Annotated in this window: 13 protein-coding genes; 8 read left to right on the plus strand and 5 right to left on the minus strand. The window is 65.6% G+C overall.

The genetic code is table 11. The features are described 5' to 3' along the window. Nucleotides 1–219: 219 nt before the first annotated feature. Together CH273_RS18370 and CH273_RS18375 are read right to left on the minus strand one after the other, a co-directional pair. Nucleotides 220–1,176: a M56 family metallopeptidase gene (locus CH273_RS18370; RefSeq protein ID WP_032398123.1), complete on the minus strand. Its 957-nt coding sequence runs from the start codon at nt 1,174–1,176 to the stop codon at nt 220–222. Between the two features lie 23 nt (nt 1,177–1,199). Beyond that, entirely contained in the window at nt 1,200–1,616 is a 417-nt protein-coding gene (locus CH273_RS18375) for a BlaI/MecI/CopY family transcriptional regulator (RefSeq protein WP_032398122.1), read from the minus strand. Between the two features lie 200 nt (nt 1,617–1,816). Between CH273_RS18375 and CH273_RS18380 the strand changes: the two genes are divergently transcribed. Together CH273_RS18380 and CH273_RS18385 are read left to right on the plus strand one after the other, a co-directional pair. Continuing rightward, the gene (locus CH273_RS18380; protein WP_032398489.1) at nt 1,817–3,118 is read left to right on the plus strand and encodes an alpha/beta hydrolase; all 1,302 of its coding nucleotides are present in this window, start codon (nt 1,817–1,819) and stop codon (nt 3,116–3,118) included. Nucleotides 3,119–3,255: 137 nt separating this feature from the next. Continuing rightward, nucleotides 3,256–5,778 (plus strand): bifunctional lysylphosphatidylglycerol flippase/synthetase MprF, encoded by a 2,523-nt coding sequence (locus CH273_RS18385; protein WP_032398488.1) that lies wholly within the window; start codon nt 3,256–3,258, stop codon nt 5,776–5,778. 9 nt (nt 5,779–5,787) lie between these two features. On the opposite strand, the gene CH273_RS18390 is transcribed toward CH273_RS18385, so the two are convergent. The 3 genes from CH273_RS18390 to CH273_RS18400 form a co-directional block, all read right to left on the minus strand. Further along, nucleotides 5,788–6,657, minus strand: a complete 870-nt coding sequence (locus tag CH273_RS18390) for an ABC transporter ATP-binding protein (RefSeq protein ID WP_032398121.1) — start codon at nt 6,655–6,657, stop codon at nt 5,788–5,790. Beyond that, entirely contained in the window at nt 6,654–7,664 is a 1,011-nt protein-coding gene (locus tag CH273_RS18395; RefSeq protein WP_230597048.1) for a FecCD family ABC transporter permease, read from the minus strand. The genes CH273_RS18390 and CH273_RS18395 overlap by 4 nt, the downstream gene beginning before the upstream one ends. 83 nt (nt 7,665–7,747) lie before the next feature. After that, on the minus strand, nt 7,748–9,223 hold the full coding sequence (locus CH273_RS18400) for a FecCD family ABC transporter permease (protein ID WP_082322664.1): 1,476 nt from the start codon (nt 9,221–9,223) through the stop codon (nt 7,748–7,750). 181 nt (nt 9,224–9,404) lie between these two features. On the opposite strand from CH273_RS18400, the gene CH273_RS18405 reads away from it, so the two are divergent. The 6 genes from CH273_RS18405 to CH273_RS18430 all read left to right on the plus strand — a co-directional run bounded on the left by CH273_RS18405 (nt 9,405) and on the right by CH273_RS18430 (nt 15,233). Further along, nucleotides 9,405–10,166 carry a hypothetical protein gene (locus tag CH273_RS18405; RefSeq protein ID WP_032398119.1) on the plus strand — a complete coding sequence of 254 codons (762 nt, stop codon included), beginning with the start codon at nt 9,405–9,407 and terminating at the stop codon, nt 10,164–10,166. 224 nt (nt 10,167–10,390) lie between these two features. Then, nucleotides 10,391–10,852: a PaaI family thioesterase gene (locus CH273_RS18410; protein ID WP_032398118.1), complete on the plus strand. Its 462-nt coding sequence runs from the start codon at nt 10,391–10,393 to the stop codon at nt 10,850–10,852. A gap of 5 nt (nt 10,853–10,857) precedes the next feature. Beyond that, nucleotides 10,858–12,138: a DUF6986 family protein gene (locus CH273_RS18415; RefSeq protein ID WP_176459403.1), complete on the plus strand. Its 1,281-nt coding sequence runs from the start codon at nt 10,858–10,860 to the stop codon at nt 12,136–12,138. 85 nt (nt 12,139–12,223) lie between these two features. Beyond that, complete coding sequence (locus CH273_RS18420; RefSeq protein WP_045195131.1) at nt 12,224–12,856, plus strand: urease subunit gamma; 633 nt, start codon at nt 12,224–12,226, stop codon at nt 12,854–12,856. Beyond that, a complete protein-coding gene (locus tag CH273_RS18425; RefSeq protein WP_032398116.1) occupies nt 12,856–14,577 on the plus strand; it encodes an urease subunit alpha in 1,722 nt (573 codons plus the stop codon). The genes CH273_RS18420 and CH273_RS18425 overlap by 1 nt, the downstream gene beginning before the upstream one ends. Continuing rightward, complete coding sequence (locus tag CH273_RS18430; protein WP_032398115.1) at nt 14,577–15,233, plus strand: urease accessory protein UreF; 657 nt, start codon at nt 14,577–14,579, stop codon at nt 15,231–15,233. Before CH273_RS18425 ends, CH273_RS18430 begins: the two co-directional genes overlap by 1 nt. Nucleotides 15,234–15,253: the final 20 nt, after the last annotated feature.

Genomic DNA, 15,253 nt, shown 5'->3' on the forward strand with positions numbered 1-15,253 from the left:
AGAACCGGGAAACACGAAAAACAGCCAGAACACATTGATACGAGCCAGGGCACTGTCACCTGGCCATCAGAATGCAGACGAGAACTGCATAAAGTGGGGCTGTTTGTGCCATTTCGATTGCTAGGCCGCGATGGCGACCGGTCTCTACTGTACGGGACGTACCGCCGATTGTTCGACTCGAGTCGATGTGACCTGTGCGACCCCGATCGCCCGAGGGACTCACCCGACGAGCTTGCTCAATTCCTCCAGCCACGGCATGGCGACGTAGATCGTGGGAAGAACGAGGATCACCACGGCCGCAGCGTAGGCAGCCACAGCGATGCGCACATCGGCACCCGGGCCGCTCAAGCGCTGGACACGGATGAGGGTGTGCGGCCCTCCGGCCGCCATCGCACCACGCGGTGCAGTTGACCCGGCACAGGTGACCAGGGCCCTGGCCAACGGCGTGGGTCCGGTGACCTTGACCGCCGAGTCGTCGGCGAGCAGCTCGACCAGTAGCTGCACGCTGCCGAGCGCCGACTTGCTGCGGACGATCCGAGGGAACGCTTCGTTCACGGCGGTGAATGCTTCGAGGACCAGGTCGTGGCGGGCGCGCAGGTGTGAGCGCTCGTGACTGAGGATGGCAGTGACCTCCGCCTCGGAAAGACTGGCCAACGTTCCACGGCTGAGCACCACCCGCTGACGCAGACCCGGTAGGCAGTACGCGATCGGTTCCGCCGCGTCGAGCACGCGGATGTCTGCATCGCGGAGACCACGGAAAGGGTTCTCGCCCCGATCGCTTCGATCCAGCAGATCGACGAGCACGCGATGCCTGGAACGTCGACGACGGGTTCTGACCGCTACCTGAACGACGGAGAACATGAGCTTGGCACCGATGCCGAGCGTGATGGCGAGGACGACGACGTAGAGGATCCACAGGGGCAGGCCGAGAGCGTCGATCTCGTCGGTCGGTGCCGTCGTGGGCCGACCGTCCGGACCGGGGACCAGCAGCAGTCCGCCGATCGCGAGGCCCGAGCTGAAGGCCGAGAGCACAGCAGCGAGGGCAATTGCCTGCCAGAGCACCAGAGCCGCGCGTGGTGACCGGTACGGCCAGCTCGCGCGGGCGAGCACTGCCGGAACCGGCCCAGCCAGGATCAGCGCGAGTACTGCGAATACCAGCGCAGTCGTCGAGTTCATGTCCTCACTTACTGCCGCGAGCGTCAGTCCGTCGGACGGCCATCTCCAGCCGAAGGGGACTTCGATGTCGATTGTGCCACTTCCAGAGCGGCGAGCGCCTCACGGAGGGCGGCGGCTTCGTCGGCCCCGACCTGTCCGACGAAGTGGACGAGTGCCGCTGCGCGTCCACCCGATGCCGGTGCCTGCGACAGCGCGTCGACCATCAGGCTCGCGACCAGCTCGTCGCGGCCGTGCAACGGGGCATAGCGATGCGCTCTGTCGTCGCGTTGCTGCACGACCAACTTCTTCTTCGCCAGCCGCTGCAGCACCGTCATCACTGTCGTGTACGCGAGTTCGCGATGCGTCGCCAGCGCCTCGTGCACCTGTCGAACGGTCTGGGGATCCGACGACTCCCACAGATGGTCCATCACTGCACGCTCTAGTTCACCAAGACCAGCCATTCGTCCGAGTCTACGGCTACTCCGACGCGGATGCGTACTACTCGTGGTAGTACCGACCTGTCGGCAGGTGTGGGATCGGTCATAGGCGGTGTCGCGACGAATCGGCGGGTCTCGACCGCGGGAATCCCGCGGCGAATATTCTGTGCTGTGATCGTGCCGCCCCTCGGCCCGACTTTCGAGAAGTGAGCGGAGACGAAGGCGTGGACTGGTTCGATTCCCTGTCGTTGATCGACGGCCCGGTACCGGTGATCGTGTCCGTTCTCGGTGCCCTCGGTGGTCTGTGGCTGCTCTTGTCGAGATCGCGGCGATACGCCACGCGTGCGCTGCCGATCGCCGCGACGGCATCGATCGTTGCCACGACGATCGGCTACGTGGTGGTCGAGAAGGTGTGGCGACCGTTCCCGGACCCGATAGAGACCGCAATCTACGTGTGGATCGGCGTCGGTCTCGCTGCGTTGTTCACGATGGTTCCCAGGTCGTTGGCCGCTCGAGGGGTGCTGGGCACCTCGGCGTCCGTGCTGGCGACGGTGTTCGTGGTGGCGGCGTCGGCCCTGCACGTCAATCTCGAGTTCGACGCCTACCCCACCGTGGGCAACGCTCTCGGGGCCGAGTCCGCGGCGCGCATTCAGTTCTCGGACGTGCCCGCTGCGGTGGCACAGACCGTCACCGGCACGCCGCTCGACTCGGTCTGGACCGCGCCCGCCGACCTGGCGTCCGCCGGGAGAATCACCTCCGCCTCCATTCCGGCCACTGCGTCGAACTTCTCCGCACGAGATGCGCAGATCTACCTGCCGCCCGCCTACTTCGCCGATCCTCGTCCGCTCCTTCCGGTCCTCGTGCTGCTCGCCGGTCAGCCGGGAGCACCCGAGGATTGGCTCAACGGTGGAAAGCTCGCCGAGACCATGGACAACTTCGCTCGCGATCACGCGGGTCTCGCGCCGGTCGTCGTCGCCGCGGACGGAACCGGGTCGTCGATGGCCAACCCGCTCTGTGTCGACTCACCCCTGGGCAACGTGGACACGTATCTCTCCCGCGACGTTCCCGACTGGATCGACACTGCACTGCAGGTCGATCCGAACCGCGCGCACTGGGCGATCGGTGGATTGTCCTACGGCGGTACGTGTTCGATACAGATGGCGACCAATCATCCCGATGTCTATCCCACGTTTCTCGACCTGTCCGGTCAGCGCGAGCCGACTCTCGGCGATCGATACCGAACGGTGCAGCAGGCCTTCGGAGGAAACTCCGCGGCGTTCACTGCCGTCAATCCGCTCGACCTGCTGAAATCACGTCGGTACCCCGACTCGGCCGGTATTTTCGTCGTGGGGTCGGACGACAACGACTACAAACCGGGCCAACAGGAAATGTACGACGCGGCGAAGGCCGCCGGAATGGATGTGCAGTACGTGGAGGTACCGGGCGGACACAGCTTCGCTGTGTGGTCGGAGGGCCTCCGACGTGAGCTCCCATGGTTGGCGACGAGGACAGGGTTGATTTCGTGAACGTGACCGATCCGGAACGACCGTCCGCGGCCGACGCCGAGGCACCGACTTCGGGTGTGGCAGGCGCGCACGATCCCGTCGAACCGTCCTGGATACGCACGCGCACCGAGTCTCTGAGGTCGGGTGCGTCTGCGGTGATGCGCCAGCTTCGCCGGCTGTGGTCGCTCATCGTGTTCGGTGCCGTGGGAGCACCGGTCAGTTTCGCGTTGCTCGCCGTCGTCTGGGTGATGGGCATCGTCGCCGCTGTCGTGGACGACCGGGGCGAGATGGACAGGTACTTCGCCGTGGGCATCATGCCCTTCGAGCACTGGCACCTGTGGACCCCGCTCACCTCGGGTCTGGCGGCACCCAACATCGCGGGGTGCGTGGTGGCGACGATCGGGGTGTTGGTCGCCGCCGCTCCGATCGAGCGCCGGATCGGATCCCGTCGCTTCGCCGTCGCGGCCTTGGTGACGCAGGTGGCCGGTTCGCTGTTCGGCCTCGGTCTTGCGGTCCTGGCCAAGACCTTCGACGCGGATTGGGGGTTCCGGTTGCACGTCGGAACCGCTGTGGGTCCGACGACCTGGATCTTCGGCGTCGTCCTGGTCGCGACCTCGCGGATGGATACGTTGTGGCGCAGGCGTATTCGTGTCGGTGTGCTGGCCCTGTTGGTGACGTTGGCTCTGTTCGGTGGGCACCTGCAGGACGTCGTTCGGCTCGCCGCGGCGGTGATCGGTCTGATCGTGGGCCCGTGGATCGTCGGTCGGTCGGCACGTGGCCCGCGATTGGCCGGTACCCAACGCGAGGGTCGGGTCCTGGTTGCGTTGATCGTCGCCGCGAGTGCCCTCGGCCCGGTGCTGGCGGCACTGAGCCCCAACGCTGTCGGGCCGTTCGCGGTACTTCGAGATGTGGTGCGGGGGGTTCCGTACACGGCGGCCGAGGTGCGCGAGATCTGCGCCGACGCGACCACCGACCCGGTCGAATGCCGTCGTGGTCTGCTCGATCTCAGACTCGGGGGAGTCGGCCCGACCATCCTGAGCATCATGCCGTCGCTGTTCCTGCTGGTGGTCAGTGACGGCCTGCGCCGAGGGAGGCGATTCGCGTGGGCGATGGCGGTGGTCTCGCAGGGAATTCTGCTCGCGCTGTCGGTGGCCAACTTCGCGATCCGGTTCCTCGAGTCCGGTGACGACCAGTCCCTGTTCTACGGTTTGGAATCGCCGACGGCGTACCGCACTGCGGTGCCGTTCCTGCTGCCGCTGATCGTGTTGTTGGTCCTGTTCGTCACCCGCAAGTTCTTCGATGTGTCGGCACCCTCGGGAACCTATCGTCGATGGGCGGCCTCGGTGGTCGGGGTGGCGGTCGGACTCGCTCTGATCTATTCGATCGGTGGGTATCTGGCCCGAGGCGGATTCGCCGATTCGCCATCGTTCGGCGGCTTGCTGGCGGACTTCCCGCAACGGTTGATTCCCCCGGTCTACCTGCAGTGGCTCGAGCCCTCCCTGCTACCGCAGAACACGCCGACCACTCTGCTCTTCGAGTGGACCGGTGTGGTGTTCTGGGTGGTGGTCTGTGTGCTCGCCGCGAGTACCTTCCTGACCCCGGTGTACGGCAGCGAGACCGACGCCACCGAACGGGCACGCGAATTGCTCATGTCGAGCAGCGGGTCTGCCCTGTCGTGGATGACGACCTGGCGCGGCAACAAGTACTGGTTCGGTCCCGACGGCCGCAGCTATGTCGCCTACCGAGTCATCTCCGGCGTTGCACTGACCACCGGGGATCCCGTCGGTCCGCGGGAATCCCTGCGGGACAACGTCGTCGACTTCGCCGAGTTCGCATCCGAGAACGGATGGATACCGTGCTTCTACTCCGTCACACCCGACGTCCGCCGCATCACCGACTCCCTCGGTTGGGGAGGAATCCAGGTCGGTGAGGAAACGGTTCTCGACCTCGACGGAATCGCATTCACAGGTAAGCGATTCCAGGACGTGCGGACTGCGCTGAACAGAGCGAAGAAGGCCGGCGTCGTCGCCGAGTGGATTCGCTTTCCTTCTGCCCCGCTGGCGATCACGGACCAGATCACTGCGATCTCGGAGGAATGGGTCGCGGACAAGGGCATGCCCGAGATGGGCTTCACTCTCGGCGGTCTCGAGGAGGTCGACGACGAGAACGTGCGGTGCCTGATCGCCGTCGACGAGCACCGGACCGTGCACGGTGTGACCTCGTGGATGCCGGTGTACGAGGACGGCGTCATCGTCGGATGGACGCTCGATTTCATGAGACGGAGATCCGAGGGTTTCCGGCCCACGATGGAATTCCTCATCGCTTCGGCCGCTCTGCTGCTCGAACAGGAGGGGGCTCGATTCCTCAGTCTGTCGGGAGCACCCCTGGCCAAGGTCGACGAGAAGCAACCCGAACATGTCTCGAGTGCCGAGCAGTCGACGCTGTCGGGCTTGCTCGAACGGTTGCTCGACGTCCTCGGACGCACCCTCGAACCTGTATACGGATTCCGTTCGCTACTGGCGTTCAAGTCGAAGTTCCAGCCTCGCTACGAACCGATGCACATGACGTTCGCCGATCCGGCCGCACTTCCCAGCATCGGTAATGCAATCGGTCGGGCGTATCTGCCGGACGTATCGATCGGTCAGGGCTTCAAGCTGGTGCGCACGATGATCGAGCGGTGAGCAGCGTCGTCAGATAGCGGTGAACGGGCCTGTGGCAGAACGATTCCGAGATCTCACAGGCCCGCCGACCGATCCGTACACGTGCCGGGTTCCGATCGGAACGATGAGGGGACGATCGGACATCGGATCGTCGATGACTGCGGCCTCTAGGCCGAACACGTCGAGCAGAAGCTGCTCGGAGATGACATCCTGCGGCCGACCTGCGGTGATGATCTCTCCCTGCTTCATCACGATCAACCGGTCGCTGTAGCGAATCGCCAGGTTCAGATCGTGCAGGACCATGACGATGGTGCGGCCCAGTTCGTCGTGCAGGCGGTCGACGAGATCGAGGACCTCGATGGAGTGCGCCAGATCGAGGTAGGTGGTCGGCTCGTCCAACAACAGAATATCGGTGCCCTGTGCCAGTGCCATCGAGATCCAGGCGCGTTGCCGCTGGCCCCCGGACAGCTCGTCGACGGGTCGGTCGGCGAGGTCGCCGACTCCGGTCAGTTCGAGTGCGTTCGCCACCTCGGCCTCGTCGTCCGAGCTCCACTGCCTGATCCACGACTGGTGCGGGTGACGACCGCGCGAGACCAGATCTGCGACGGTGAGGCCTTCGGGGGCGGTCGGCGCCTGAGGCAGCATTCCGAGGGTGCGGGCGACCTCCTTGGTCTTCATCGACGAGATCGCTCGTCCGTCGAGCATCACACTGCCGGCCTTGGGTTTGAGCAGGCGGCCGAGTGAGCGCAGCAGCGAGGACTTTCCGCAGCCGTTGGGTCCGATGACTGTGGTGATGACACCGGTGTGTATTTCGAGGTCCAGGTGTTCGACGATGGTGCGGTCGCCGTAACCGAGGCTCAGATCGTTCGCGATCAGACGCGAGGTGTGGCTGGTTGTCATACGGAGGCCTTTCGATTACTGCGAACGAGTAGGTAGAGCAGGAACGGTCCGCCGAGGGCCGAGGTGACGATGCCGACCGGGAGCTCGACGGGCAGAATCGTGCGAGCGATCAGATCGCTTCCCACGACGAGCAATCCGCCGAGCAGTGCCGACGCGATGATCGGGGGGCCGGGCGTTCGCAGCACCCTCAGCGCTATCTGGGGAGCGGCGAGCGCCACGAACCCGATGGGTCCCGCGGCGGCGGTGGCGATCGCGGCGAGTGCGACGGCAGCGAGCAGCATCATCGCCTGACTGTGTTGCAGTCGAATTCCGAGAGATCGTGCGTTGTCGTCTCCGAGTCGCAGGGCACCGAGCGTGAACGTCGCGACGACGGTGCCGCCACCGACCAGGACGACGGCAATGGCAACCGGCCAGACCGCAGCCCAGTCCGCTCCGTTGAGCGACCCGTTGAGCCAGACCTGAGCGCGGGAGACGTCGTTGATGTCGGCGCTGATCAGCAGCCAGCCGATCACGGCGGTGAGCATGGCGTTGACGGCGATCCCGACCAGAATGAGGCGGAACCCGTCGACGCCCTTTCGCCAGGCGAGGGCGTAGATGGCGATCGCGGTGAGCAGCCCGCCGATCAGTGCAGCGAGAGGAAGACCGAGGGTGGCCAGCAGCCCGCTGAAGCTGCCTCCGCCGAGCACGATCAGCGCGACGGCCGCGGCACTGGAACCGGCGGTGATTCCCAGGATGTCGGGGCTGGCAAGGGCATTGCGAGAGATCGATTGCGTGATCGCGCCGGAGATACCGAGGGCGGCCCCGACCAACAGCCCGGTCAGTGAACGGGGCAGTCGCAGGTCCATCACGATGAACCGTTCGATTCTCGAACCGCCGCCGAGCAGCACGTCGAGGACCGCCGTGATCGACAGCGGGAAGTCGCCTCGTCCGATGTTCACACACATGACCAGCAAGAGCGCCGCAGCCAGGAGGATGGTCGTCAGGACCATCACCGGCCGTCGGACCATGGAGATCGGACCGAGGCGGAACGCAGGCCGGGTGCGAACGACGCCGGGGCCGGGTGCCGGTGTGGGGGACTGCAGCTCGGCGGTCACAGGCTGACCAACTTCCGGCGTCGAACGAGAGCGATGAAGAAGGGTGCCCCGATCAGTGCCAGAACGATGCCCACCTGAAGCTCGCCCGGGCGCACCACGACCCGACCGATGACGTCGGCGATCATGAGCATCACTCCGCCCATGAGGCCCGCGTAGGGCACGAGCCAGCGGTAGTCGGGTCCGGTCACCGCGCGGGCGATGTGTGGAACGACGAGGCCGACGAATGCAATGGGCCCGCACGCTGCCGTCGCGGCACCGGTGAGCAGAGTGATGGCGAGGATCCCGACGGTGCGGGTGATCGCGACGTTGGTCCCGAGCGATCGCGCGACGTCCTCGCCGAGGCTCATGACGTTCAGGCCGGGTGTGCTCGCCAATGCGATGAGCACGCCGATGACCAGGAAGGGCAAGACCTGCCACAGTACGTCGAGGCCGCGTCCTGCAACGGATCCGACCACCCAGAAGCGGTACCCGTCCAGGCTGGTCTGATCGAGCAGTACGACGGCGTTCGTCATGGCCGAGAGAAAGAATGCGACGCCTGCCCCGGCCAAGGCGAGATTGACCGGACTCGATCTGCCCGACCCGATCGAGGAGAGACCGAACACGACGATGCTCGCCACCGCCGAACCGGCGAATGCGAACCACAGGTACTGACTCGGCGAGGTGAACCGGAACAGGTAGATGGCCATCACCACGAAGAACGCTGCCCCGGAGTTGAGGCCGAGCAGACTGGCGTCGGCCAACGGATTGCGGGTGTGCCCCTGGATGAGAGCACCTGCGATACCGAGCGCGATGCCCACGACCAATGCGAGCACCGTCCGGGGAACTCGCAGTGTGCGCACGATGATGTCGGTGTCGGTGCCCGTCGAATTCAGCAGTGCATGGGCGATTTCGGCGAACGTCAGTGGCCGTGCGCCGATGGCGATGCTGGCGAGTACTCCGGCGACGAGAGCGGCGACCAGGACGGCCAGACCGAGCAACCGTCGCCGCCGAATGGCCGCGACCGAAACATCTTTGGGGATGGGCTCGAATCCTGCTGCGACAGCGGCCTTTTCGCGCACCACCTCGGACGATGCCGCGCCGATCCGGAATTGTCGGCGCAGGGCGCGACGAGCACCGATCGGACCCTGCGTTGCGCTGTCCCGCAGTGTCAGACCCATCCAGCGTCGACCGGTGCTCTGGCCTTCGTTGCCGTCGCGGTAGCCGCGATTCCAGACGAACAGAGCCAGAGCGACACACACCGCGATGGTGCCGAACACGAATCGGTCCGCTTGGCCGCCACCGTTGTCGTCGCGAAGCGCGTCGACGATCGACCAGCCGACGAACAAGGGGACCAGCACGATCAGTGCGTCGATAGCGGCTGCAGCGATGCGAGAGCCACGCGGCGGCGGACCCGTGGGCACGTCCTCGATCCCGTAGGACTCGTCGGAAGACCGGCGTGCGCCGTGAGGGCCGAGTAGCGGAGCTGTGGTCACAGTGCTCGTGACTCCTCGCTGGTTCGAAGGGACTCGGTTTAGGTTACGGAACCCTTGCTCGACACGTGAGGTGAGGTAAGGGTAGCGGTGCCTGACCCGCTTTACGATCTGGTTAGGCTAACCTACATTGATTGCAAGGGGTGCGACGTGAGCACCCGCCGAGAACCCAAGGAGCGATCAGGTGTCAGTTGCAACAGCGTCATACACGGGCTGGGCCGATGTGCATCGATTCTCGAACCGATCCGGCGGGGCGGCGCTGTTGACCGACTCGTGCGCGACCCTGCGTGCACTCAACCCCGACTACCCGCGGATGTACGCGGTGGCAACCATGGCGAACGAGGGCAAACGCCGTTGGTGGCAGTTGGCGGTGGGACTCGACGACGGCCGCGTCGAGCAGATGTACCGACGATCGCTCGAGGATCTCGACGTTCCCGAGGCCGCGGCGGTGCAGGTTGCCACGGCCCTGATCCATGCCGTCGTCGGACGCGTGGCCGCGCTGCTGGTCCTGGAGGCACGAGCCTGGGATCCGGGCATCGACAACCTGTGGATCCACATGGACAGCGACGGCGGGATCGATTGGGCGGGAGTGGCATCGCCGATCCTGCGAGTGCTTCCCGAGGACCCTGCCGCGGGTGAGCCCGGCACGGTCACACTGCCGTGTGAACGAGCACTGTTGGTCTGGACTGCGCATCGCTGCACGACCTCGCTCGGCGCGGTGTTCCGTGCGATCGCCGAACGCGCACCGTTGGATGCGCGTGTCTTCTGGGCTCTGGTCGGTGATGCCATCCTCGGGGCCTCGACATACGTGCCGATTCTGGCGGGAGCGAGCGCGTCGGCAGGTGCCCGCCGGGGACAGATGCTGCTCGACGCCATGGTCGCGGCCGGGGCTCCCGTCCGCGCGCGAGTCGGGGTTCCGGGGCGAGCGAGACTCCGGGCATCGTGACGGTCTTGCGCCGGTACTAAGGTATGCCTATGCTGACTTCGTACCAACGGACCGCGCCGGAGTCCTGAGGGCTGCAGTGACTCCCGGTCCTTGCCACGGTGGGCCTCTCGTTCTCGACGAACGAGAGGCCCACCGATTTTCGTGGGTCGATCGTCGTGTATCTCTGAACGAGAGTCGACAGCCGAGTCGGCCGGACCATCTCGACGCAACCGGAAGGCACAGCTATGACGGACTCGAACGGCACCACGGGGGAGAGCACCTTCGACACCATGACGCCGGAACAGCTCACCGAATTGTGTGCACGAGGGTTCGACGGGGTTCTCGGCCTGCGGTACCTCGAGGTGACCGGCGACGAGGTGCGCGCGGAATGGACCGTCACCCCGCAGCTCCATCAACCGGCCGGAATCATGCACGGGGGTGTGCTGTGTTCGGTGGTCGAGTCGGTGGCGAGTATCGGTGGATCGGCGTGGTTCGGCTCGCGCGGCCACGTCGTCGGAACCAACAACAACACCGACTTCCTGCGCGCGACTCGGTCGGGAACGCTGAGCGCGCACGGACATCCGATTCATCGGGGACGGACGCAGCAGCTCTGGCAGGTCGACATGACGGACGAGAACGGACGCCTGGTTGCTCAGGGCAAGGTCCGGCTGGCGAATATCGAAAACACGGCGCATCTGGGACAGTGATGCCCATGACGGGACACAGCGACAGCGCCGACTCTTCCTTACGGTCGACGGAGACCGCACTGACTTCCGACGCGTTCGATCGCCTCGAATCACTGTTCGGTCCCATCGACGACGAACTCGCACAGCATTATCCGGGTGACCGAGTCGGCGGCCAGCCCTCTCACACCGTCTACGTATCGGCCTCGGATGCGTCGGCCTCCGTGCCCGCCGAATGGGGTGCCGCCGCCCTGGCAATCCTGGACGCTCAGCCCGAGGCGTTCGCCGAACTCGACACCGAGGACGCACTACCCCTGGTGCGGGACCGGCTCGGCAGTGCGCCGATCCAGGACCTCAGATTCGACTTCGAGGACGGCTACGGGTGGCGATCGGACGCCGTCGAGGACAGCCATGCGAGGGCGGTCGGCGCGGCACTGTCCGCCTTGGCAGAGGATGCGGCCGGTCCGACGTGGCTGGGGATTCGTGCCAAAGGGCTTGCCGCACATGAGCGTCGGCGCGGAATCCGCACCCTCGAGCTGGTCCTGGACGGGGCCGGGGGAGTGCCCGACGGCTTCGTGTTCACCGTGCCCAAGCTCCGTGCCGCCGCGCAGGTAGCTGCTGTCGTCGCCCTGTGCGAAGAACTCGAGCGTGCGCACGGGCTTCCCGATCGAGCCCTGCGATTCGAGCTGCAGATCGAGAGCCCGCAGGCGGTCATCGGGGCGGACGGAACGGTGACGCTCGCGCGTGCGATCACCAGGGCGGACGGTCGTTGCACGTCCCTGCACTACGGGACATACGACTACAGTGCCGCCTGCGGAATCACCTCTGCGCAGCAATCATTGGCCCATCCGGTGGCGGACCACGCGAAGAACGTGATGTTGGTGGCAGCGGCACAGACCGGGGTGTGGGTGTGCGACGGTTCGACCCAGGTGGTGCCGACCGGTGATCCCACACAGGTGGCGGCATCCGCGCGTCGACACTTCGAGCTGGTGACCAGATCGCTCGAACGCGGCTTCTATCAGGGTTGGGACATGCATCCCGGGCATCTGGTCACGCGATGGCTTGCCACGTTCGGCTTCTTCCGTCAGGCCATGCCGGTCGCTGCTGCTCGGCTGGGCAGCTATCTCGATCGCCAGGGTGGTGAGGTGATGGACGAACCGGCGACGGCGCAGGCGTTGGCAGGCGTTGTGGTCCGAGGCCTGGATTCGGGCGCGTTCGGCATCACCGAGCTGCAGAACGTCGCTGCCGGCATCGACCGAGACGTGCTGCGGGGACTGCTCGATCGATCGGTGACCGTGCCGCTCGGATGAGAGACGTCGGCGCGCTCCGCTGCCGACGGGTCGCAAGCGTGTCAGAATTGCCGAGCACCATCACCGATCGGGACGGAGAACTCCAATGCGGTTGTCTCCGCACGAGCAGGACCGACTGCTCGTCAGCTACGCGGCCGAACTCGCTCGGCGTCGCCAGGCACGCGGCCTCAAACTCAATCACCCCGAGGCGATCGCGGTCATCACCGATCACCTCCTCGAGGGTGCCCGCGACGGACGATCTGTCGCCGACCTGATGTCCTCGGGACGCGAGATTCTCGGTGCCGACGACGTGCTCGACGGTGTGCCCGAGTTGCTCCCCGAGGTGATGGTGGAAGCGACTTTCCCCGATGGTACGAAGCTGATCACCGTGCACGAGCCGATCTCCCCCAAGCGGGGTGACGGTCACCTGATTCCGGGTGAGATCATCACCGTCGCAGGCGACATCGAGATCAACGAAGGTGCCGAGGTGATATCCATGGCCGTCGTCAACGCGGGAGATCGCCCGGTGCAGGTGGGTAGTCACGTACATTTCCCGCAGTCCAACGCTGCGCTGCAGTTCGACCGCGAGAGGGCGCACGGTTGCCGCCTCGACATACCCGCGGGCACGGCAGTGCGTTTCGAGCCAGGAATCGAACAGACGATTCGGCTCGTGCCACTCGGTGGCACGCGCGAGGTCCACGGATTGAGCATGACACCTCCCGGAAAGTTGGACAGCTGATGGCGCGCATGAGCCGCAGTCGATACGCCCAGTTGTTCGGCCCGACGACGGGCGATCGAATCCGCTTGGCAGACACCGATCTTCTGATCGAGGTGACCGAGGACCGCAGTGGAGGACCAGGCACAGCCGGTGAGGAAGCCGTGTTCGGCGGCGGCAAAGTCATCCGTGAATCGATGGGGCAGTCCCGAGCCACCCGCGCGGACGGCGCTCCCGACACGGTGATCACGGGAGTGGTCGTCGTCGACTACTGGGGAATCATCAAGGCCGATCTCGGTATTCGCGACGGACGGATCGTGGCACTGGGCAAGGCGGGCAATCCCGACACCATGACCGGGGTGCATCCCGATCTCGTCATCGGCCCGTCCACCGAAATCATCGCGGGCAACGGGAAGATCGTCACGGCCGGCGGCATCGACTGTCACGTCCACCTGATCTGCCCGCAGATCAAGGAGGAGGCTCTCGGTGGCGGCATCACCACCGTGATCGCAGGCGGTACCGGACCCGCGGAGGGCAGCAAGGCCACCACCGTCACCCCGGGGGCATGGCACCTGTCCCGGATGCTCGAGTCGCTGGACGATTGGCCGATGAACATCGTGCTGCTCGGGAAGGGCAACACGGTCAATCCCGACTCGATGTGGGAGCAATTGCGCGAAGGCGCATCGGGATTCAAGCTGCACGAGGACTGGGGGTCGACTCCCGCCGCGATCGACGCGTGCTTGCGTGTGTGCGAGGACGCAGGTGTTCAAGCTGCTCTGCACTCGGACACCCTGAACGAGGCCGGATTCGTCGAGACCACTCTCGATGCGATCAAGGGACGCGGAATCCACGCGTATCACACCGAGGGTGCGGGCGGCGGGCACGCACCCGACATCATCACCGTGGCGGCGCAGCCGCACGTGCTCCCCAGCTCGACCAACCCGACCCGTCCCCACACCGTCAACACCCTCGACGAACATCTCGACATGCTCATGGTGTGCCATCACCTCAGTCCATCTATTCCGGAGGACCTGGCTTTCGCCGAGAGTCGAATTCGTCCGTCGACGATCGCAGCCGAGGATCTGCTGCACGACATGGGTGCGATCTCGATGATCGGCAGCGATGCCCAGGCCATGGGCCGGATAGGTGAGGTCGTCCTGCGTACGTGGCAGACGGCGCACGTGATGAAATCTCGTCGCGGATTCCTGGCCGGCGACAACGGAGCCGACAACAACCGCGTCATGCGCTACGTCGCGAAATACACCATCTGCCCGGCCGTCGCACACGGCCTCGACGACGAGATCGGTTCGATCGAACCGGGCAAACTCGCCGACCTGGTGCTGTGGGATCCGGCCTTCTTCGGCGTCCGTCCACACATGGTCGTCAAGGGCGGCATGATCGCGTGGGCAGCCATGGGCGATGCGAACGCGTCCATCCCGACCCCGCAACCGGAACTACCTCGTCCGATGTTCGGGGCGTCACCCAAGGCTGCGGCCGCGACGTCGTTGCATTTCGTTGCCCCGCAGGCGATCGAGGACGGACTGGCCGGGCGTCTGAACTGCGATCGCCGGCTCGTTCCGGTCAAGAACGTGCGCGGTGTCAGGAAGTCGGACATGGCACTGAACGACGCTCTACCCGATATCCGAGTGGATCCCGACACCTTCACCGTCCGCATCGACGGTGACGTGTGGACCGAGCAGCCGGCAACCGAACTGCCGATGGCGCAGCGATACTTCCTGTTCTGATGCCCGATGCCCGCCTCCAGGTGACGACGCTTCTCTCGCTTGCCGATTCACGCCTCCCCACCGGTGGCCACGTGCACTCGGGCGGCGTCGAGGAAGCGATCGCCTCGGGGTTCGTTCGAGACATCACGACGCTCGAAGCATTTCTGCGACGCCGTATCCGAACCTCCGGAGCGACGACGGCGTCCATTGCCGCATCGCTGGTGCACGGGTCGTCGAGCACGGACCGGGCCGATGCCGAATCCGACGCACGAACCCCGTCTCCGGCCGCCAGATCTGCCTCCCGCGCTCAGGGCCGCGGACTGCTCCGGCTGGCCAAGTCCGCCTGGCCGCACCATGATTGGTCGTCGATCGGACGGAAGCCGCACCTCGCTGTTGCCGCAGGGCATGTCGGACTCGCGGCGGGTCTGTCGGTGGCGGACACGGCCGCGGTGCAGGTCTACATCACCATGACCGGGTCGGCGATCGCCGCGCAGCGTCTGCTCGCCCTCGACCCGGCCGAAGTAGCGGCGACCACCATCCGGTTGGGTGACTTCTGCGACGACGTGACCGCCACGGTGTGCGACTGCCTGCCCGAGCTGATGGAGTTGTCGGATCCCTTGCTGGACATGTTCGCCGAAGCCCACGCCATCCGCGATCGGCCGTTGTTCGTATCCTGAACACGGATCCATTTTTCCTC

This window comes from Rhodococcus sp. 05-339-2 (assembly GCF_002258965.1).
Taxonomy (GTDB): Bacteria; Actinomycetota; Actinomycetes; order Mycobacteriales; family Mycobacteriaceae; genus Rhodococcoides.